17 protein-coding genes are annotated in these 20171 nt (G+C 54.7%); 9 read left to right on the top strand and 8 right to left on the bottom strand.

Going from position 1 to position 20171, the window contains the following annotated elements; all coding sequences use genetic code 11:
• Positions 1 to 2: 2 nt before the first annotated feature.
• Positions 3 to 1544, bottom strand: coding sequence for a 3-hydroxyacyl-CoA dehydrogenase (locus tag ABJT94_RS01905; protein ID WP_348475991.1), 1542 nt, complete (start codon positions 1542 to 1544; stop codon positions 3 to 5).
• Between the two features lie 185 nt (positions 1545 to 1729).
• On the opposite strand from ABJT94_RS01905, the gene ABJT94_RS01900 reads away from it, so the two are divergent.
• The 3 genes from ABJT94_RS01900 to ABJT94_RS01890 are packed head-to-tail and all read left to right on the top strand — an operon-like array spanning position 1730 to position 4896.
• Positions 1730 to 2881: an acyl-CoA dehydrogenase family protein gene (locus tag ABJT94_RS01900; RefSeq protein ID WP_348475989.1), complete on the top strand. Its 1152-nt coding sequence runs from the start codon at positions 1730 to 1732 to the stop codon at positions 2879 to 2881.
• A complete protein-coding gene (locus tag ABJT94_RS01895; protein WP_348475988.1) occupies positions 2881 to 4485 on the top strand; it encodes an AMP-binding protein in 1605 nt (534 codons plus the stop codon). Before ABJT94_RS01900 ends, ABJT94_RS01895 begins: the two co-directional genes overlap by 1 nt.
• The gene (locus ABJT94_RS01890; RefSeq protein ID WP_348475987.1) at positions 4486 to 4896 is read left to right on the top strand and encodes a PaaI family thioesterase; all 411 of its coding nucleotides are present in this window, start codon (positions 4486 to 4488) and stop codon (positions 4894 to 4896) included. It begins immediately after the preceding gene.
• 82 nt (positions 4897 to 4978) lie between these two features.
• On the opposite strand, the gene ABJT94_RS01885 is transcribed toward ABJT94_RS01890, so the two are convergent.
• From ABJT94_RS01885 to ABJT94_RS01855, 7 genes are all read right to left on the bottom strand, one after another.
• Positions 4979 to 5860 (bottom strand): 2-oxo acid dehydrogenase subunit E2, encoded by an 882-nt coding sequence (locus ABJT94_RS01885; RefSeq protein ID WP_348475986.1) that lies wholly within the window; start codon positions 5858 to 5860, stop codon positions 4979 to 4981.
• 17 nt (positions 5861 to 5877) lie between these two features.
• Complete coding sequence (locus ABJT94_RS01880) at positions 5878 to 7335, bottom strand: NAD-dependent succinate-semialdehyde dehydrogenase (RefSeq protein ID WP_348475985.1); 1458 nt, start codon at positions 7333 to 7335, stop codon at positions 5878 to 5880.
• Positions 7336 to 7349: 14 nt separating this feature from the next.
• Entirely contained in the window at positions 7350 to 8663 is a 1314-nt protein-coding gene (locus ABJT94_RS01875) for a biotin/lipoyl-containing protein (protein WP_348475984.1), read from the bottom strand.
• On the bottom strand, positions 8653 to 9648 hold the full coding sequence (locus ABJT94_RS01870; RefSeq protein WP_348475983.1) for an alpha-ketoacid dehydrogenase subunit beta: 996 nt from the start codon (positions 9646 to 9648) through the stop codon (positions 8653 to 8655). The genes ABJT94_RS01875 and ABJT94_RS01870 overlap by 11 nt, the downstream gene beginning before the upstream one ends.
• Before the next feature lie 10 nt (positions 9649 to 9658).
• The gene (locus ABJT94_RS01865; RefSeq protein ID WP_348476039.1) at positions 9659 to 10741 is read right to left on the bottom strand and encodes a thiamine pyrophosphate-dependent dehydrogenase E1 component subunit alpha; all 1083 of its coding nucleotides are present in this window, start codon (positions 10739 to 10741) and stop codon (positions 9659 to 9661) included.
• Between the two features lie 99 nt (positions 10742 to 10840).
• Positions 10841 to 11650 carry an SDR family oxidoreductase gene (locus ABJT94_RS01860; protein WP_348475982.1) on the bottom strand — a complete coding sequence of 270 codons (810 nt, stop codon included), beginning with the start codon at positions 11648 to 11650 and terminating at the stop codon, positions 10841 to 10843.
• An 82-nt stretch (positions 11651 to 11732) separates the two neighbouring features.
• On the bottom strand, positions 11733 to 13478 hold the full coding sequence (locus tag ABJT94_RS01855; protein ID WP_348475981.1) for an extracellular solute-binding protein: 1746 nt from the start codon (positions 13476 to 13478) through the stop codon (positions 11733 to 11735).
• A 282-nt stretch (positions 13479 to 13760) separates the two neighbouring features.
• Here ABJT94_RS01855 and ABJT94_RS01850 point away from each other — a divergent pair, with 282 nt between their 5' ends.
• The 6 genes from ABJT94_RS01850 (at position 13761) to ABJT94_RS01825 (ending at position 20116) form a co-directional block, all read left to right on the top strand.
• Entirely contained in the window at positions 13761 to 14714 is a 954-nt protein-coding gene (locus ABJT94_RS01850) for a sugar ABC transporter substrate-binding protein (protein ID WP_348475980.1), read from the top strand.
• Positions 14715 to 14843: 129 nt separating this feature from the next.
• Positions 14844 to 15815 (top strand): ABC transporter permease, encoded by a 972-nt coding sequence (locus ABJT94_RS01845; RefSeq protein ID WP_348475979.1) that lies wholly within the window; start codon positions 14844 to 14846, stop codon positions 15813 to 15815.
• 144 nt (positions 15816 to 15959) lie between these two features.
• Positions 15960 to 16826, top strand: a complete 867-nt coding sequence (locus ABJT94_RS01840; RefSeq protein ID WP_348475977.1) for an ABC transporter permease — start codon at positions 15960 to 15962, stop codon at positions 16824 to 16826.
• Complete coding sequence (locus ABJT94_RS01835; protein ID WP_348475976.1) at positions 16823 to 18325, top strand: sugar ABC transporter ATP-binding protein; 1503 nt, start codon at positions 16823 to 16825, stop codon at positions 18323 to 18325. Before ABJT94_RS01840 ends, ABJT94_RS01835 begins: the two co-directional genes overlap by 4 nt.
• Positions 18326 to 18390: 65 nt before the next feature.
• The gene (locus ABJT94_RS01830; RefSeq protein ID WP_348475975.1) at positions 18391 to 19695 is read left to right on the top strand and encodes a M24 family metallopeptidase; all 1305 of its coding nucleotides are present in this window, start codon (positions 18391 to 18393) and stop codon (positions 19693 to 19695) included.
• A gap of 22 nt (positions 19696 to 19717) precedes the next feature.
• Positions 19718 to 20116: a zinc ribbon domain-containing protein gene (locus ABJT94_RS01825; RefSeq protein ID WP_348475973.1), complete on the top strand. Its 399-nt coding sequence runs from the start codon at positions 19718 to 19720 to the stop codon at positions 20114 to 20116.
• Positions 20117 to 20171 lie beyond the last annotated feature (55 nt).

Genomic DNA, 20171 nt, shown 5'->3' with positions numbered 1-20171 from the left:
GATTAGCGTTCTTCAGTCGTCAGCGGCAGGCCAAGCAAGGCCCGGCGGCGCAGCCAGGGGCTGGGGCGGTAACGCGGATCACCGGTGACGTTCAACAGGTTGTTCAATATCTCGAGAATGAGGCCCGGGCCGAAGTGGTCGCCCAAGGCCAGGGGGCCTTTGGGGTAGCCCAGGCCCAGTTCTACGGCCCGGTTGATGGTGGCGGGTTCTGCAATGCCCTGCTGCGCCATATCGCAGCCGATGTTGACGATGCAAGCGATGATGCGTTGCAACACGAACCCCTGGCTGTCTTTCAGGCGGGTGATGGCGCTGCCATCCTCACTGAGCAGCGTCGTGGCGGCCCGGGTGAAACCAGGTTCCGTAGCCGGGCTGGTCATGACGCTGCGGCGTTTATCGAGACCCGCCAGCATGTCGATACCCAGGGTACGTGCCGGTGGCAGCCCTTGCCGCAGGGCGCAGCCGGTGATGTCTTCACCCCAGGGTGTTATCAGGCACAGTGCCTGAGGGTCCTGAGCTGTATCGGCCAGGGGCCAGCCAGCCGTTTCGACCAGCGATGTTAGCAGGGCATGGCTGGGTTCATCCTCGGAGCTGATCCAGACCGGGCAGGGCGGGGTGCGCTCGATGGGGGGTTCGTCGGGCATCACTTGCTGCCCATTTTCGTAGGCGTAGAAGCCCGCGCTCGTCTTTCGACCCAGCAGCCCGGCACTGACACGCGGGCGTATCAATTGCGCTGGTCGATACCGGGGTTCCTGATAGTACTGGTGGTAAATGGATTCCATAACGGCACTGGAAACATCGAGCCCGGTGAGATCCATCAGGGTAAAAGGGCCCATTCTGAACCCGCCCTGGTCGGTCATGATGCGGTCGATGTCGGCACAGCTGGCGCTGCCTTCTGACAGTATCCGCAAGGCTTCGGTGCCGAAGGCGCGGCCAGCATGGTTCACGAGAAACCCCGGTGTGTCGGTGGTGTGTGCGGTGAAATGTCCAAGCTGCTGCCCGAGCGCTGTCATGCGCCCGGTGACTTCAGGTGCGGTTTTGATGCCCGGAATCACTTCGACGATCTTCATCAGCGGCACCGGGTTGAAGAAATGAAACCCGATCACCTGTTCCGGCCGCTTGCAGCCAGAGGCGATGTCGGTCACCGACAGCGATGAGGTGTTGGTTGCCAGAATGGTGTCGTCGCCGACCAGGCCTTCCAGCTCTGAAAACAGGCTTTGTTTGACCTCTACCTTTTCAACAATGGCCTCGATGATGACGTCGCAATCGGCCAGATTGGCAAGCTCGGCTCCGGGTATCAGGTGGGCCAGCAGTCGGTCGTGGTCTGCCTCGGTCAGCTTGTTCTTACTGACTTTCTTCTGCCAGAGGCCCGAGACGAAGTCGATTGCGGCGGTCGTCGCCCGGGCATTTTGATCGTACAAGATGACCTCAAGCCCCGCTTCAGCGGCAATTTGGGCAATGCCCCGACCCATGGCGCCGGTACCGACGATGCCCAGACGTTTGACCGTCAGTGACGCTGGCGTCGAAGTAGGGTGTTCACTCGACATAATGGAATTTCCTGTGACCTATGCGTTTTATTGTTATGGCGGACCCGGTGGATGGGTTCCGCTCTGAAAAACTGGATTCTAATGATTGACTGACATCCTAGGCTATGTAAAAGTTTGGCGCAATATATGCGGAAGAAGATACCGCATAGCGGAATAACAAAAATAGCACGCGGAGACGATCAACCATGATCAGAGATCAGGAAACACTGGACCAAATACTGGGTACGCTGCGAAAGTTTGTGCGTGAGCGACTGATTCCCAATGAAGCCGTGCTGGCTGAAACCGATCAGGTACCGGCAGACATCGTTCAGGAAATGAAAGACATCGGCCTGTTTGGGCTGGCCATTCCGGAAGCCTACGGCGGTCTGGGTCTGACCATGGAAGAGGAAGTCCGGGTCGCGATGGAGATCGGGCAGACATCGCCCGCCTTTCGTTCCATTTTCGGCACCAATAACGGCATTGGTGCCCAGGGCATTCTGATTGATGGCACCGATGAACAAAAAGACTATTACGTCCCTCGAATGGCGACTGGCGAGATCATCAGTGCGTTTTGTCTGACCGAACCCGATTCCGGTTCAGATGCGGCCAGCCTGAGAACCACGGCAATACGCGATGGTGATCACTATGTGTTGAATGGCACCAAACGCTACATTACCAACGGCCCTGAAGCGGATCTGTTCACCGTTATGGCACGGACCGACCCGTCGAATAAAGGCGCAGGCGGCATTACGGCCTTTGTGGTCGAAGGCAATACCCCGGGTTTATCCCGCGGGGCGATCGACAAAAAAATGGGGCAGAAAGGTTCTCATACCTGCGACATCATTTTTGAGGACTGTCGGGTACCGGCGGCCAACATCATTGGTCTCAAAGAAGGGCAGGGCTTTAAGACGGCGATGAAAGTGCTCGACCGTGGCCGACTGCACATTGCCGCGGTGTGTGTTGGCGTGGCGAATCGCCTGATCGACGAGTCGCTGCGGTATGCCATGGAGCGCAAGCAATTCGGTGTGCCCCTGTCCGATCAGCAACTGGTACAGGCGATGCTGTCTGACAGCAAAACCGAAACTTACGCCGCCGAATGCATGGTGCTCGATGGCGCCCGCCGCAAAGACGCCGGCGAAAACGTCTCGACCCTGGCCTCCTGCAGCAAATTGTTCTGCTCGGAGATGGTCGGCCGGGTGGCAGACCGGGCCGTCCAGATTCACGGCGGCGCCGGTTACATGGCCGAATACGCGGTCGAACGCTTCTACCGGGACGTTCGCTTGTTCCGCATCTATGAAGGCACCAGTCAGATCCAGCAATTGGTGATTGCCAGAAACATGGTGCGGGATGCCAGCTGATGGACTGGTCGACTCCCCGTCAGGCACCGGATGAATTGATTTTCGGTCGCTGGGCTAGCGACCTCGTGGCCGAATTGCCGGATCGGCTCAGTACTCGTATTCACGACAACGCGAAACGCATACCCGAGCAGCCCGCCCTGGTGGAAGGGTCGGTTCGCTGGAACTATCGGCAATTGTCGGCCAAGATTGTGACGGCGAAAACCTGGTTGACGGAACAGCAGGTTAAACCGGGTGATCGCATTATGGTGGTCAGCGAAAACTGTCGGGCACTGGTGGTGCTGTTACTGGCCGCAACCGAGCTTGATGCCAGCGTTGCCATCGTCAATCCGCGCTTGTCAGCCAGCGAGGTTGACGCCATTGCTGACGACTGTTTGCCCAAGCGTATCTACTTCACCTCAGGGGTATCCACCGAGGCTGCGAACCACGGTCAGCGGCATAAGGCAGAACCTTACAGGCACCCAAGCCTGGGTGAGCTCATGATCAGTGCGGTTCAGGACGTACAACCCGACCCGGTGTATCCGGAAGGGCATCGTCAGTTGGCCGCTCTGATTTACACCTCCGGTACTACGGGTCGCCCAAAAGGCGTGATGCTCAGCCATCGTGGCATTCTCTACATTGCCTCCATTTCCGGGGGGATGCGACACCTGACGGAAGGTCAGCGGGTGTATGGCGTATTGCCGATGTCCCATGTGTTTGGTTTGTCGTCGGTGTGCATGGGCTCACTCTACAACGGAGCTTGCCTGTATGCCGTACCCAGGTTCACGCCTGAAGCCGTTTTTGAAGCGCTCGATCAGGAATCGATCACGGTGTTGCAAGGCGTTCCGGCCATGTACGCGAAAATGCTCGAACACCTGCGTACCCGCAAGCAACCACTGAACAAAGACTCACTGGTCTATATGTCCGCCGGCGGTTCGCCGCTGGACCTGGAAACAAAGCAGCGGGTGGAAGCGGTATTCAACCTGACCTTGCACAACGGCTACGGGCTCACCGAAGCCAGCCCGACCATCAGCCAGACCCGGATCGATCAGCAGCCAGAAGACAACACCGTAGGCGCCGTATTGCCCATGCTTGAATACCGGCTACAGCCTCTGGACACTGCGGCTGCGCCTAACCAGCCAGCCAGTGATGTCGAACCCGGCGAACTGTGGGTACGGGGCCCGAATATCATGCTGGGCTACTATCGGCAGCCGGAGGTAACGGCGGGGTGTCTGACCGCTGACGGTTGGCTGAATACCGGTGACATCGCCAGGGTTGATGGGGAAGGCCAGCTGTACATCGTCAGCCGCAGCAAGGAGCTGATCATCCGTTCAGGCTTCAATATTTACCCGCCCGATGTAGAAGCCGCGCTCAATCGACACCCGTCGGTCATCATGTCGGCGGTGGTTGGCAGGCAAGTGTCGGGCAATGAAGAAGTGGTGGCTTACGTACAGTGTGACCCAGGGTCTATCGTGAGCGGTGCGGAACTGCAAGACTTCATCACCGATCAGCTGGCGCCCTACAAACGGCCCAGTGAAATTACCATCATGGAGCAATTGCCGGCGACCGCTACCGGTAAAATTCTGAAAGGCCGGCTGCGTGATCTGGCCAATAAGGGTGAGCAGTGAATGACAGATGAACAACCGTACTCAGGCTATCAGGCACTCATAGGCTGGGTGGTCAAAGAGCGGCAGCCCGGCACCGTAACCCTTGAACTGCAGCTTGAGGCGCACCACCTGAACCGCAGTGATTACGTTCACGGGGGTGTTCTGGCATCGCTTCTGGATACCGCCATGAGCTTTGCGGGGCTATACAGCCCCGATCCGAACTGGATACGAAAGGCGGTAACGCTGTCGATGACCACGACCTTTGTGAGCCCGGTACAGTCAAGAATGTTGACTGTCGTTGGCCGGGTGCGTGGTGGTGGTCGCAAAACCTTTATGTCCAGTGGCGAGGTGTTCGATGCCGACGGTACTCTGATCGCCTTTGGCGAAGGGACCTTTCGGCTTCGCTCGGGCAGTGAAAACGAGGCGCCCTGACGTTTGCAGCGAGGACACGTTATGGTGACAGCGCGCCCGAGCAGGCAGCACTGACTCACCGTATACGAAAGGGTGACCCCCTTCATATCAACAGTAAACGAGGGTCCGCCAGGCTGCGTGCATAGTCATTGAGAAAACGGGCGGCAACGGCACCGTTAATGACGCGATGATCATAACTCAAGTCCAGTGGCACTATCGGTGTTGCAACGAAGGCTTCGCCATTCCATACCGGTTGTTGCTGCATACGGGTAATACCCAGAATCGCAACCTCTGGCGGGTTTACGATTGGGCTGAAACCAGTACCGCCTATTCCCCCAAGATTGGTGATCGTCATGGAGGCACCCCCCATTTCATCCGGGCCCAGCTTTCTCGACTTGGCGCGGGTTGCCAGATCGACGATCTCTGCCGCAATCTGCCACAAGCCTTTTTTGTCAGCATCCCGAATAACCGGGACCATCAGTCCGTGTTCGGTATCCACTGCAATGCCGATATGAACGTAGTTCTTCATATGGAGGATGTCACCGTCTGAACTCAGGGACGCATTGAACTTTGGAAACTTTTTCAATGAAACGGCCAATGCCTTCACGAAGAAAGGCAGTGTCGTCAGTTTCACCCCTCGTGCGGAGGATTCACTGCGATACTGAGCGCGTAGGCGTTCGATTTCACTGACATCCACCTCATCGTGATGAGTGACCTGGGGAATCACCGCATTGGCAGCGGTCAAATTCGCAGCGGCAACCCGGTCGATTTTGCTGGTCTTTTGCTCGTCAACCGGTCCGAATTGACGGTGATCCACGTTCCAATAGCTGCTATAACCGTTCACAGGCTGCTCCGGTGTCTGATGGCCGTTGAGGTCATCCATGGTAAGTTGGGTTCTGCCCAGTCGGTCGGCCAGAGCTTGAAGATCGATCGATAAGCGACGCGCTTGCGCTCGAACGCTTGGTGATGCAACAACAGTGTGCATGCGAACATCCTCTCTCTTTACCAGGTTGCCGAGATGTACTGGGTTTCCATGAATTCCAGCATGCCTTCATGACCGCCCTCACGACCAAGGCCGGATTGTTTACTGCCACCAAACGGAGCAGCCGGGTCGCTGACAAGGCCACGGTTCAGGCCGACCATGCCGTAGTCCAGCCGTTCGCATACTTGCATGGCACGCTTCATGTTTTCGGAAAAAACGTAGGCCACAAGGCCATACTCGGTATCGTTTGCCCGGCGAATCACGTCGTCCTGATCTTCGAATGTTTGAATGGCAACGACCGGCCCAAATATTTCATCGTGCACACAGTCAGCGTTTTCCGGCACATTGGAGAGCACCGTTGGCGGAAAGAAAAAGCCTTTTCCTGGTAGCCGCTGTCCGCCACATTCTACTTTGGCGCCTTTCGCGACCGCATCGTTGACAAAGCCCACCACCTTTTCAAGCGTATCCAGATTAACCAGTGCACCTACGTCAACATCCGGGTCTGCACCATTACCGATCTTTAACGCCGACATTGTTTGCGTCAGGCGTTTGGTGAATTCGTCAGCCACATCTTTATGCACGTAAACCCGGTTGGCAGCTGTACAGGCTTCACCCAGGTTGCGCATTTTGGCGAGCATCACGCCTTCAATGGCGGTATCCATATCGGCATCTTCGAATACGATGACAGGGGCATTGCCACCAAGCTCCATTGCGGGCGTGAGTACCTGATCCGCCGCTGATTTGAGCAGCTTGCGACCAACCGCTGTTGAGCCTGTGAAAGACACAACACGAACGCGAGGGTCGTGCATCATATGATCGACAACCTCGGCTGGCTTACTGGTGGGCAAGACGTTTACCAGACCCGCCGGTACACCCGCCTCTTCAAGCAATGGCATCAGTGCCAGCATCGTCAGCGGTGTTTCAGCGGCGGGTTTGATAATGACACCGCAGCCGGCGGCCAGCGCAGGCGCAATTTTCCGGGTGCCCATCGCGGCCGGGTAATTCCAGGGTGTGACCAGCACAGCTAAGCCCGCGGGCTTGTGTTGCACGATGATTCTTGCGCCGGAAGCCGGTGCATGGGCAATCAGGCCGTCTGCCCGAACGGCTTCTTCCGCGAACCAGCGAAAGAATTCGGCGGCATAGCGAATTTCGCCCATGGCATCGGTTTTACCTTTGCCGTTTTCCAGTGTGATCAGATAGGCGAACTCTTCGAGCCGATCCTGAATCAACTCCCAGGCTTTTCGAAGCACTTCTGAGCGTTCACGCGGTGTTCTTGCTGCCCACTCAACCATGGCTTTTTCAGCGGCATCAAGGGCAGCATCGGCGTCAGCAATTTCTGCTGATGCGACGGATGCCAGCGCTTCTTCCGTCGCCGGATTAAATACGCCAAAGCGGCCATTTTCAGACGCTGAAACAAACTGACCATTGATATAAAGGTCGGTTGGAACCGTTTTGATGAAATCGTTATGTTGTGACATACCAATACCTTTCTTTAGAAGAGGTGCCGAAGTGGATCTGCCATGCGTCCGGCAAAGTTGTCGAGTACGACGGCGGCGTCTTTTCCGGCCAACAGAGAATCAATACTGGTCAGTGTCAGTATCAATTCATTGCCAGAGCCCACAATAGAGATGACAGGAGCCGAGTCGGGTGGGAGTTCCGCCGAGGATATTAGGGTTCCCCGCAGATCGTGTACGATCAGGTCAGGCTCGCCTTCCGTGGCCACGGTTTTCGACAATTGCGTGTGTGCAGCATAGGTTTCACTGATGCCTCGCCTGTGAATTCGCACCGTCGAATGATCGCCCAGGCTGGCCCCGGCAAAGGCAGCAATGACACTCGCGTCGTTGGCCGCTTCAACATGGTCGGAAGCCCAGCCAAGAAAGGCGTCGAGTTCAACCGGTGATACCCGTGCGGACAGCCGGGTAACCGCTTCATGGGTTACGGCCGTTCCTGTGCGTTTGTGTGCCGATGTATTAGCGTCTTTGAGCGCTGTAAAGTCGCTGGCATGAAAGGGTTGGGGGTGACCCGTGGCGGCGAGCAACGCCAGGTCGTAGCCAGCCTGGTAGGCCAGGCGCTTCAACTTGGGAGAGGCCAGTATTTTATCACCCGGTGCAGGCGCAGGCCGCTTGGCGGTTTCTGGCTTTTTGGGCGCAGGCGATGTGTCGGCGGGCGTTGCCGCCTGTTCGGCCGGCGGCTCTTCGGTACTGGCGGTTGTTGTAGCCGATTGCGAATAAGCCCGGTCAACCGGGTCAGCGACCTTTCCTTCACTGATAATGGCGATGGTTTCACCCGTGGGTACGTCATCGCCAGCGGCCGCCAGTCGGGCAGCCAGGTAGCCATCCAGGCCAGCAGGCACCTCAACCACACTTTTGTCCGTTTCCACTTCGAACAAAATGTCATCCTGTTTGACGGCGTCACCGGGTTCCTTGTTCCACCCGACCAGCACGCCCGAGTCCTGAGACATGCCGAGCACGGGCATGATAACCGGCTTACCTTCTGGCAGGGCCTGCGCGGGGGCGTCCGCTTTGGCAGACTCGGTTCCAGCGTCAGGTTCCTTGGCCGGTGTGTCGGCCGAATCGCTGATGATGGCGATGACCTGGCCCACCGGTACCTCATCCCCGTCACTGGCCGTAATGCCAACCAGGAAGCCGCTGGCCGGCGCCTCCACTTCCATGGTGGTTTTGTCGGTTTCCACCTCGAATAGGGTTTCACCCTGAGTTACCGCCTCACCCTCCGATTTGTGCCAGGCGAGCAGGGTTCCGGTATCCTGTGCCATGCCCAACGCGGGCATGATGATGTCATGCCGCATCGATTAGCTCCCCGCTGACCAGCTTTTTGGCCTGTTCGAACACCCGCTCCGGTGTCGGAACAGTAATGTCCTCCAGGGCCGGTGAGAACGGAATCGGAACATCCATCGCCCCGATTCGGGTGGTGGGTGCATCCAGATGATAAAAGGCTTTTTCATTGATCCGGCTGGCGATTTCAGAGGTCACACCAAAGCTCTGGTGACCTTCGTCAACCACGATGACCCGACCGGTCTTCTTGGCCGATTCAACCAGGGTTTTTTCATCGAGCGGTACTATGGTGCGGGGGTCGATGACTTCGGCACTGATGCCCACCGCCTGAAGCATTTCAGCGGCTTTCTCACAGACCTGAACCATCGACGAGGTGCCGATGAGGGTGATGTCTGTGCCTTCGCGTTTCACGCAGGCTTCACCGAAAGGAATGCTGTACTCCTCTTCAGGGACTTCGGCTGAGTCCTGATACATCAGCTTGTCTTCGAAAATGACCACCGGGTTATTGTCGCGAATGGCCGTTTTCAGCAGGCCCTTGGCTTCATACGCAGAAGACGGCATCGCTACTTTCAAGCCCGGTATATGAGCAACAATGGCGTGTAACGACTGTGAATGCTGGGCCGCTGAGCGCCGTGTTGCCCCCATGTTGGTGCGCAGCACCAGAGGGACACTCAGTTTGCCACCGGACATGTAGTGAGTTTTAGCGGCCTGGTTGCAAAGCTGATCCATGATCAGAAAAATAAAGTCACCGAACATCAAATCGACAACCGGACGCATCCCCGTCATGGCGGCACCTACCCCAATACCCATAAAGCCGGGTTCGGAAATGGGGGTATCAATAACGCGTTCCGTACCAAACTCTTCGACCAGGCCTGATAGAACCTTGAACGGCGTACCGGCTTCTGCCACGTCTTCGCCGAGAATGATGACCGTCTCGTCGTGGCGCATCTCTTCAGCCAGTGCTTCGTTGACGGCCTTTGATAACGTAATTTTCCGCATACTGTTCTCCTCAGGCTAAGACATGCTCAATATCGGTGTAGACGTGCATGTCCACCTCCGAGACATCCGGGTAGGGGGCGTTCAGTGCATATTCGACTGCATTCTCGGCATCTTCTGTCACTTCTTTGTGAAGCTCATCCAATGCCTCCTCTGTGGCATATCCGTTGTCAACCAGCCAGGCGCGCATGCGAATGATTGGGTCCCGGTTTTCCTTCCAGTCTGCTTCTTCATCCTTGGCACGATAATACTCACGGTTAATATCGCCCACATGGTGACCGTGGTACCGGTAGGTCATCAGTTCGAGGAAAAAAGGCCCTTCACCTTTTCGAGCTCGATCGACCAGTTTTTGCGACAGCTCGTTAACGGCTATAACGTCCTGCCCATCGACCTGATACGATTCAATTCCAAAGGCTTCAGCTCGAGCCGTAATGGAGCCGGCTGCAATTTCTTCAGTTTTTGTGTACTCCGAATAGCCATTGTTTTCACAGGCGTAGATGACCGGAAGGTTCCATAGGGCAGCCATGTTCATCACTTCGTACATTAACCCCTGGGCGGTAGCACCATCGCCGAAGAAACAAACGGCAACATCGCCCGTCTTCTTCAATTTGGAGGTCAGTGCTGCTCCGGTTGCGATACCCATCGAGCCGCCGACAATCGCATTGGCGCCAAGGTTTCCGTTTGACTGATCCGCAATGTGCATGGAGCCGCCCTTACCACGGCAATAGCCCTCTTCCTTTCCGAGCAACTCACAGAACATGGCTTTAAAGTCTGCGCCTTTGGCTACGCAGTGGCCATGGCCGCGGTGGGTCGATGTAATCTTGTCGGTTGGCAGCAGTGCTTCACAAATGCCAACAGCGACCGCTTCTTCCCCGGAATACATGTGTGTCAGTCCGGGCATTTTTGCCGATAAATAGAGCTGATTCGCGTTATTTTCAAAGGTGCGTATACGAACCATCTGGCGAAACATTCTCAACGCTTCGTCCGCACTCAATTTTTTCTTCGAGTTACTCATTGCAAACCTCTGTGGTTGGTCAGGCGGCTCTGTGACATCGGCCAGCAAGTCCGGCATGGCGAAAATTGAGGGCAAGTGCATCAAGCCAGGTGGCCGCAGCGCAGTACCGGGAACGGTCAGGTTAGAGCCTGTCTGCCTGATCGCTGTGTCTCAGGGTACTGCGCTGATTGCCGGTTGGCTTTACTGCATGATGATGCCGCCATCAATCATCAGTAGCTGGCCGGTCATGTAGTCACTTTCATCCGAGCACAGGAAGGCTGCGGTGCCGATGACATCATCCGGTGTTGACAGTTTTTTCATCAGAATCATGGTTTCGGCCAGGTGGTCCATCGACTGGCCTTCTTTCTCAAACATCCCGATCTCGACCAGGTCTTTGTCCAGTTGTTCCCACAATTCGGTTTTTACAACCCCGGGGCCGTAGCCGTTAACCGTGATCTTATGCTCCCAGAGCGCTTTAGCACCGCCCGTAGTCATGGCCAGCACCGCATGTTTCGAGCAAGAGTAGGGGATGACGTCCAGAAAGGCGGCACGGGACAGAATGCTACCAACGTTGATGATCTTGTACGGGTGATCCTCCATTGGGCCTTGCTTGATCATTTGCTTAGTCGCTTCCTGCATGCCATAGAGCACACCCTTGGCGTTGACATTCATGATCAGGTCCCAGTTGTCGTCATCAATGTCCAGAAACATCTTGGGCTTGTTCACACCCGCATTGTTCAGATAAACATTGATTGAACCAAAGGCATCAACACAGGCTTGAACCGCGGCTGTGTGGTCTTCGCGTTTGGTGACGTTCATGGACACTGCAACGGCTTTGCCTACGCCGGCTGCATTGATACTCTCGGCCACGGCTTGAGCACCGTCGAGATTCAAATCGCCCAGTACCACGTTGGCGCCTTGCGCGGCAAAGTACATGGCATTTGCTGCGCCCATACCTTGAGCTGCACCGGTGATGACGATGTTTTTTCCTGCCAGTCTTTTCGGATCCATTTTTCTCTCCAGTCTTGTTGTTGTTTGAAGTGGGTTGTTAACCGTCTATTGGTTTTAAAATTTCCGTGTTACTGCGTTGTTGTTATTGCCAGTTTTCGATGAGTTTTTGGACACCTTCGTGAGCCCGAGACAGGGCCTCTTCGGGTGTGATGACCCCGCGCAGCATTTCGTGCAATACAACGCCGCAGAACTGGGTTATCGCGCCAAACTCGGGAGTGGGTGGTCTTGGCCATGCCTGCAGTTGGTCCTGAATGGCCAATTGGTCCACCGCATCGAAGATCGGTGAGTTAATGCGGATGTTGGGGTCTTCGCTCGCCGAATACCGTGAACAACCGCGGCTGCCATTTTTGACATAGAGGCTCTGAGCCCGTTCTGAGGTGAATGTTTCCAGTGCGATGGCGGCTTCCTGCCTGCGCCGCTCGCTTAAATTGCTGGGAATGCCCAGCACAAAGCCGCCCAGTGGAGAAATGGGTTTCTTGCCCGAACCGGCCGGGTGCGCGATGAAGCCGGTATTGTCTTTGGCCGGGGAATTGTCGTCATCTTCGAAGTAGGGCGTCATCTGGGAAAAACTGTAGGTCATTGCGACCTGGCCCTGGGCATAACTTTTGGTGCGCTCATACCAGGACATGTTCAGAATGCCCGGAGGCGAGTACTTCAGAAGCTCCAGCAGGAATCTTGCAGCAGACAGGCCCGCCTCTGAATCGATCATTGATCGATACTTGTGACTGCCCAGGCCCGCAATTGAAAACTCTTCGCCATCCGGGGCCAAATCAATGATCGGTTGACCAAAATCGGCCATCGCCATCATAAAGGTATGGCTCAGCGCGGTGCCTCTCGCTGCGTTCCAGGCGATACCATAGATCTGCTTTTCCGGTTTATGCAGTTTTTCCGCAACGGCTAACAACTCATCGATCGTGGTAGGCGGCTCAATGCCTTCCTGAGCAAAGAGATCGGTCCGGTACATCAATACTTCGGAGGTCGTCTCTACCGGAATGCCATAGCAACGGCCACCCCAGTGGGATGCCCGCCAGCTGGCTGCGTGAAAGTCTGTCGGGCTCAGTGCCTCGATGTCGATCAGTGTATCCAGTGGCAATAGCATGCCGCGCTCGGCAAATTCGCCAATCCACGGGAAGTTCACTGCAACCAGATCGTAACTGCTTTTGTCACGACTCGAATTTTCAACAGCTTCGTCATACAGCTTATCCAGGGAGTAGGAACGGTGATGGATGGGGCAGCCAACAATCAGTTCGAAATGACGTTTGAGGTTGTTCATGATCAGGAAGGTAGGGTCGCTGTGCGACAGCATACGCAGGCCGCCGGCCAGAGACAGGGGTGTACTCAGCACATTCAGCGGTGGCCCCAGGCGTTCAGTGAAGTAGTCACTGCCAAAGAAACGTTCGTCGGGCTCATGCTTTTGATCCGCCAGATTGACCGTACTGTTGATCAGCAGGTTGTTGTCTTTGGCCATTTGGATCCAGAGAGACAGAAGCTGATCGCTGGGGTGCAAGGTGAAGCTGCGTTCGCTTTTGTGGCGCGCTCTGCGGTTAATCAAGCCTGATTCGACCAGTTCATTTAACCGGCGGGTAGCGGTGGCATAGGGTACGCCACTGATATCGATCAGCAGCGTTGGCGAGGTGACTTTTCCCTGAAAATGACGCCTCAGGAGCTCAACACACATACGAATATGGGCATTCGGTTTGAACAGTGAATGAGCCGACTCGAAGGCCAGCATGTGCTCGTCCATGTAGTCGAGGAAGCGCAATACGCCTTCATCCGGGGCGGCCAACACCGAAATTCTGTCTACCGAGTTGTGGTGCATTGACGACATAAAGACCGCTCCGTGCCTAGCCTGGGCCGACTGAAATGCAGTGGACCGCAATTAGTTCTTATTAGGGAACTGAATATACTCCGAGAGCGTAAGTATATTAACCATTATGATGTCCAAAATGGATATGGTATATCCAAACTGGATATATTGGGGGGTTTTTCAACATGCGGCCGGGGGTATGGTTATCCAGCCCGTTTCAAACTGGGAATGCGTAACTTGCCGTTGACCGAGCTGATGCAGCAGTAACGCAGTAAAGCAGAACAAAAATAACGGAGAGTAAAAATGAGCACTAAAACACTACTAGCAACCGCTGTAACTGCCACCGTGTTAATGGGTCCAGCCCTGGCGGTGGCCGAAATGAGAATTGGTATCACACAGAATAACGTGGGTGTTGATAGCTACCAGACGACCTATGAAAGCGCCTTTATCGCGGCCGCAGACGCCAATGATGAGGTTCGCGCCGTCGTGCTTGACGCCGGGGGTGATGTTGCACGTCAAATTGCCCAGGTGGATTCACTCATTCAACAGGAAGTTGACGCGATTATCATCTGGCCAACCAATGGCGAAGCTGTCATTCCGGCCGTCCGCAGAGCCCACAATGCCGGTATCCCTGTGGTTGTAACCAACTCAAACATTGCTGAACAGGGCTTTGATTTCATTCGCTCCTTCTCAGGTCCGGATAACGTGACCCAGGGCAGCCGCTCTGCCGAGATCATGTGCGACAAGTTCAAGGACATGGGGATCGAGAACGAAGCCAAAGTTGTACAAATCTCAGGACAACCTGGTTACACCACGGCTATTGAACGTGCGGCTGGTTTTGAGGACCGTCTGCCCGAGGTTTGCCCCAATGTAGACCTGATGGAAACGCAACCTGGTGACTGGAACCGGGAGCGGTCTCAACAGGTGATGGAAGCCTTCTTGACCAAGTACGATGACATCGACGGCGTCTATTCAGGCGACGACAACATGGGTGTTGGCGCACTGAACGCTGCTCGCGCAGCAGGTCGCGATGGCATCATTTTCGTTGGCGCCACCAATTTCTCTGTCGGCTACGATGCCATGGCTGAAGGCGACTATTGGGGTTCAATCTACCAGTCTCCTGTAGATGACGCAGAAGCGGCTCTGCTGACCGCCATTGAAATTCTGGAAGGAAATGACGTTCCTTTCCTGAACTATTTCGATACGCCGAAAATCACTCAAGACAATATGGATGAGTTTACCCGTCCAGTATTCTGATACCGGTTTTGGGTGGGGTGCCCAGTGGTGCCCTAAAACTCCCAAAAGTCAATGCCCCAAGGCGTTCAATCGAATGCCTGGGGCACTCTTTAACCTTAATAAAAACAATACGGTTTCAGGGATACCCATATGGCAAATCTAGCCAGAAAACGAATTCTTACGGTGATTGGCAATCAAGGCATTCTCATCGCATTCGTGGTGTTTATGGTGGTTTTTGCGCTTGCTAGTCCCAAGTTTCTGTCGTTGGACAATCTACAAAGCGTGGTCAGATCATCGGCGATTCTGGGTGTGATGGCTCTTGGCGTGACCTTTGTCGTCATCAGCGGGAATCTCGACTTGTCGGTCGGCTCCATGATGTCTTTCTCCACGATTGTGGTGCTTGATCTGCACGATAAATTAGGGCCCAGCCTGGCCATTCCAACCATGTACTTAATGACACTCGGTTTGGGCGGGACCATCGGTTTCCTGGTTGGTTATCTACGACTCAACTCCCTGATTGTAACCCTTGGCATGCTCTCGGCCATCCATGGACTGACGCTGACCTATTCAGGCGGTAAGAACATGGATATTGACGACAAAGCAGGCACCTGGTTCAGCTTCTTCGGGCAGGGGGAAATTCTTGGCTTGCCCGTGCCGATTATCCTGTTTGTCGCACTGGCTGCATTTCTTGGCGTACTCCTGGCAAAAACTCCGTTCGGAAGGAAGGTTTATGCCGTCGGTGGCAACTCAACCGCCGCGTCTTTTTCTGGCATACCCAGAGCCCGTACCGTATTTACCTGTTATCTCATTTCAGCGTTTTGCGTGGCAACGGCCGGGTTGATTCAGGCCAGTCGTTCAATGGGTAGCCAAAATACGGTTGGCCAAGGCCTGGAGCTGGAAGTGCTCGCGGCTGTCATTCTCGGAGGTGCATCGCTTCTGGGGGGTTCAGGTACGGTTCTCAAGACAGTCATCGGCGTATTGATTCTGGGTTTCATTCAAAACGGACTCCTGCTGATTGGGTGGCCCTTCTATATCCAGTATGTCATCACGTGGATCATTATCATCCTGGCGGTGTGGCTCGATATCTCAGTCAAGCGTGGCAAGTTCTGGGCCACGATATAGGAGCGGGTGATGAATTCTGATTTTATAAAACGCAACCTAAGCACGAGCGCAATTTGGTTGTTCATTGTTGTTGAGCTCATATTTTTCAGTATTGCGGGAAAATACTTGTCGTTAACGGATGTCGCGTTCATGGATGGCGGAAACATGTTACTTCTGCTCAAACAGTCCGCTCCCATTGGCATCATTGCTGTCGGTATGACCATTGTCATGGTGAACGGAAACATTGACTTGAGCGTTGGGGCCATCTTTGCCATGGCGGGAATTATCCTGCTGGACAGTTTGTCCTGGAGTATTTTCTCGGGCATTGGCGACTGGGTAATTGTTGCCAGTGTATTACTTGCTTTGACCACCGGGGTTTTACTTGGCGCTTTAAACGGGTTGATCGTGTGGAAGACAGGCGTCGATGCCTTCATCGTCACTCTGGGTTCCATGTTGGGCTATCGTGGTCTTGTATTTATGTTCAACGGTGAAAACCCAACGTCAAACCTCAACTGGACGCTGGTCGACCTTGCCGAGGCTCGATTTCTTGGATTACACACAGCCACCTGGGTGTTTGGGCTGACCGTTCTGGTTGTTTGGCTGATCACCCGCTACACAGTCCACGGGCGTAATGCGTATGCGATAGGCGACAACCGGAATGCGGCCGTCAACGCAGGCATTCGGGTAGGCCCGCATATGTTGATCAATTTTGCGCTAATAGGCTTTCTGGCTGCCTTGTCTGCGGTCGTTTTCTACGCCGGATCGGGCTCGGTAAACCCGAATGACGGCATGTTGTATGAATTGTGGGTCATCACCGCCGTGGTGCTGGGTGGTACCAAGCTGGCCGGTGGTTCGGGCTCGATCATCGGTACCCTGGGAGGGGTCATTGCTATCCAGTTGCTGCGAACAGGGCTGGGCTACATTGGGGCTGATACCTCAACCGTGAATCTGGTTCTCGGCCTTATCCTGATTGTGGTTCTGTTCATTGATCGCCAGCTCAACGTGAAGGGCGCACAGGAGTTAAAAGTATGACTCAGTCAACGCCAGCCCTGCGTCTGGAGGGCATTGTCAAAGCATTTCCGGGTGTTAAGGCGCTCGATAACGTATCTCTTTCTGTGATGGCAGGTGAAGTTCATGCGCTGATGGGAGAGAACGGTGCCGGAAAATCGACGCTGATGAAAGTACTCGGCGGAATCTATCAACCCGATGCTGGAACGATCTACGTTGCTGAAACGCCGGTTGTCATGTCCAACCCGCTCGATGCCAAGAATAAGGGCATCGTTTTTATCCATCAGGAGCTCAGCCTCGCTGAAGAGCTGTCTGTGGCAGAAAACGTGTACCTGGGTGAGTTACCGAGAAAGTCGATGGGTCGGGTTGATTGGAAAACACTCTTTGAAAAAACCGATGGGATTCTAACACGCCTGAAAGTGAACTTCGATGCGCGTACCCGGGTCGGGGATTTATCCATTGCCAACCAGCAAATGGTCGAGATTGCACGGGCTTTGACGGTGGACGCCAAAGCGGTGATTTTCGATGAACCAACCGCCTCACTGACCGATGCCGAGAAGCTGGTCCTGTTTGAAGTAATCGACGACTTGAAGAGCCAGGGGGTTGGCATTGTTTATATATCCCATCGCATGGAGGAGATTTTCAAGATTACCGACCGGGTCAGTGTGCTCCGTGACGGCCAGTATCAGGATTCTGTGTTGACGGCGGATACCACTGAGGAAGCCATTACTCGAATGATGATTGGCCGTAATCTCGACTTGTCCCGTGCTCCTGTTAACCATGAGCTGGGTGAGATTGCCATTGAGGTTAAAGATCTCAGTTGTGGGGCTTCATTCCACAACGTTAGCTTTCAGGTTCGGTGCGGCGAAGTCCTGGGGTTTTACGGTTTGGTGGGCGCGGGCAGAACGGAAATAGCGGAAACACTGTTTGGACTCAGACAACCCAGTTCAGGAGCGATCTTTCTGGAAGGCAAAGAAACAGTCATCAATTCGCCTGCTACTGCTATTAGAGAAGGGATTTCCCTGGTTCCTGAAGACCGTAAAACGCAAGGCCTGGTGCTTGGCATGAACTGTCGCGACAACATGACGTTGCCACAGATTGATGACATGAAAGCAGGGCCTTTCGTATCCGATGGTGCAGAAGTAGCGCTTTTCGACCTGTATCGGGATCGGCTGGATATTCGCACACCGGGCTGGCGACAAACCGTGGGCAATCTCTCCGGTGGTAACCAGCAGAAGATCGTCATTGGCAAGTGGTTGTCAATGCATCCGAAAGTCCTGATTGTTGATGAGCCAACGCGAGGCATAGACGTAGGCTCCAAGTCCGAAATTCACAAGCTGATACGGGAGCTCGCAGCCGGTGGCTACGCCGTTATCGTGATCAGTTCGGAAATGCCCGAAGTATTGCATGTTGCCGACCGAATCGTTGCCATGTACTCAGGCGAAATAATAAAAACGTTCACCTCAGAAGATGTAACGGAAGATAAGCTGATCCAGGCGATCTCCGGAATCACACCAAAATAACCAAAGACACTGTGGTGAAGTGCCGGGATGTGGCCAGGCACAACACCGTGGGCGAGAGGAATACCATGAGTAACAACATTATTGTAGAGCCGAGCATCATTGACACCGACGCACTTGACCCCCGCTGGGATTGGAGCCGTCCTATACCGGCACCCGGGCGTATGAATGTTGATTTTGAAGAACGTGTCGACTTCAAACGTTTGCACAAGTATCGCGTGGAACGCGCCAGACAGGCACTTCGTGAGTCTGACCTGGGTGCCATGTTGTGTTTCGACAACAACAACATTCGTTACCTCACCAGCAGCGTCATTGGTGAGTGGTCGCGGGACAAAATATGCCGGTATGCCTTGTTTACGGGTAATTCCGACCCTTATCTGTGGGACTTTGGCAGTGCCGCGGCACACCACCGATTGAATAACCCCTGGTTCGATAACGATCACTGGCGTGCCGGCATGTTGGGCTTGCGCGGTTCCGTGGCTGAAGAAGCCGGGCTATTCGAAAATGCGGCAAAAGAAATTCGCGATATTCTTCAGTCCGAAGGGGTTGCCGATATGCCCATCGGTGTGGATGTCTGTGAACCGCCCATGTTGTTCGCCTTGCAAAAGCAAGGGCTCGATGTTCGAGATGTACAGCAAGTGATGCTGAATGCACGTCAGATCAAAAGCATGGATGAGATCATCCTGCTGAATCAGTCAGCATCGATGGTCGATGGATGTTACCAGTTGATAGCGGACAACCTGAAACCAGGCAAACGAGAGAACGAGCTCGTTGCCATCGCCAACAAGTTTCTTTATGACAATGGGTCGGACGATGTAGAGGCGATAAACGCTGTATCAGGGGAGCGTTGCAGCCCACACCCACATAACTTTACTGATCGCATGTATCGTCCGGGCGATCAGGCTTTTTTTGACATCATCCAGTCTTACATGGGTTATCGCACCTGTTATTACCGAACGCTGAATGTGGGCAGTAAAACGCTTGCCCAGGTGGATGCCTATCGCAAAGCCCGCGAATGGATCGACGCTGCTATTAACCTGGTCAGACCGGGGATGACCACCGATAAGATTGCAGCCGTATGGCCGGCAGCAACCGAGTTTGGCTTTCAAAGCGAAATGGAAGCCTTTGGTCTGCAGTTCGGGCATGGACTTGGACTTGCGCTTCATGAGCGTCCCATCATCAGCCGACTGGTTTCCTTTGAGAACCCGTTTGAACTGCAGGAAGGCATGGTGTTCGCCCTTGAGACCTACTGCCCGGCAGCAGATGGCAATGGCGCCGCCCGTATCGAAGAGGAAGTTGTGGTGACGGCTGATGGCTGTCGGGTCATCACGCTTTTCCCAGCCCAGGATCTGTTCGTGGCGAACCCCTATTAAGTATTGGAATTGAGGAAACACTATGCCTACCTACACCTATCGGGCAACCGACTCCGGGGAGATCTTTGAGATCTCCCACAGCATTCATGACCCGGCACTGACCTCTCATCCGGAGACGGGAGAATTGTTGGAGCGCGTTATCATGGGTGCTCCGGCACTGCACATGAAAGGGCTCAAAAAGCACGTCCAGGTCAACTACAAAAGTGCCGCTGCCACTGCCTGTGGTTGTGCCTCTAACGTTGCACTAGCACAACAGATGTACAGCAATAGCCGGGAAACCCCGGTCTATGGCTCGGTCAACAGTAGACGCACCGTGCACGGGGGTGTCAGTACCGGGTCGGCTAAAGGACATAGCCACAGTCACGGCGGCAGCTGCGGTCACAGCCATGGTTCAGGCGGTAGCTGTGGTCACAAGCATTAACGATAAGCGCGTAATATTCCATTTCTGGGGGGGGACAGCCAACACGTTGATATCA

This window comes from Saccharospirillum sp., assembly GCF_039982735.1.
In the GTDB taxonomy this organism is placed as follows: Bacteria; Pseudomonadota; Gammaproteobacteria; order Pseudomonadales; family Natronospirillaceae; genus Saccharospirillum.
This window is presented reverse-complemented; position numbering and strand designations above follow the sequence as displayed.

Excerpts from the sequence above, each read along its gene's own strand:
- ABJT94_RS01885 (WP_348475986.1), bottom strand. The coding sequence starts at position 5,860 with ATGCACACTGTTGTTGCATCACCAAGCGTTCGAGCGCAAGCGCGTCGC.
- ABJT94_RS01825 (WP_348475973.1), top strand. The coding sequence starts at position 19,718 with ATGCCTACCTACACCTATCGGGCAACCGACTCCGGGGAGATCTTTGAG.
- ABJT94_RS01905 (WP_348475991.1), bottom strand. The coding sequence starts at position 1,544 with ATGTCGAGTGAACACCCTACTTCGACGCCAGCGTCACTGACGGTCAAA.
- ABJT94_RS01900 (WP_348475989.1), top strand. The coding sequence starts at position 1,730 with ATGATCAGAGATCAGGAAACACTGGACCAAATACTGGGTACGCTGCGA.
- ABJT94_RS01865 (WP_348476039.1), bottom strand. The coding sequence starts at position 10,741 with ATGCACTTGCCCTCAATTTTCGCCATGCCGGACTTGCTGGCCGATGTC.
- ABJT94_RS01830 (WP_348475975.1), top strand. The coding sequence starts at position 18,391 with ATGAGTAACAACATTATTGTAGAGCCGAGCATCATTGACACCGACGCA.
- ABJT94_RS01880 (WP_348475985.1), bottom strand. The coding sequence starts at position 7,335 with ATGTCACAACATAACGATTTCATCAAAACGGTTCCAACCGACCTTTAT.
- ABJT94_RS01835 (WP_348475976.1), top strand. The coding sequence starts at position 16,823 with ATGACTCAGTCAACGCCAGCCCTGCGTCTGGAGGGCATTGTCAAAGCA.
- ABJT94_RS01840 (WP_348475977.1), top strand. The coding sequence starts at position 15,960 with ATGTTACTTCTGCTCAAACAGTCCGCTCCCATTGGCATCATTGCTGTC.
- ABJT94_RS01860 (WP_348475982.1), bottom strand. The coding sequence starts at position 11,650 with ATGGATCCGAAAAGACTGGCAGGAAAAAACATCGTCATCACCGGTGCA.
- ABJT94_RS01845 (WP_348475979.1), top strand. The coding sequence starts at position 14,844 with ATGGCAAATCTAGCCAGAAAACGAATTCTTACGGTGATTGGCAATCAA.
- ABJT94_RS01870 (WP_348475983.1), bottom strand. The coding sequence starts at position 9,648 with ATGCGGAAAATTACGTTATCAAAGGCCGTCAACGAAGCACTGGCTGAA.
- ABJT94_RS01890 (WP_348475987.1), top strand. The coding sequence starts at position 4,486 with ATGACAGATGAACAACCGTACTCAGGCTATCAGGCACTCATAGGCTGG.
- ABJT94_RS01875 (WP_348475984.1), bottom strand. The coding sequence starts at position 8,663 with ATGCGGCATGACATCATCATGCCCGCGTTGGGCATGGCACAGGATACC.
- ABJT94_RS01850 (WP_348475980.1), top strand. The coding sequence starts at position 13,761 with ATGAGCACTAAAACACTACTAGCAACCGCTGTAACTGCCACCGTGTTA.
- ABJT94_RS01855 (WP_348475981.1), bottom strand. The coding sequence starts at position 13,478 with ATGTCGTCAATGCACCACAACTCGGTAGACAGAATTTCGGTGTTGGCC.
- ABJT94_RS01895 (WP_348475988.1), top strand. The coding sequence starts at position 2,881 with ATGGACTGGTCGACTCCCCGTCAGGCACCGGATGAATTGATTTTCGGT.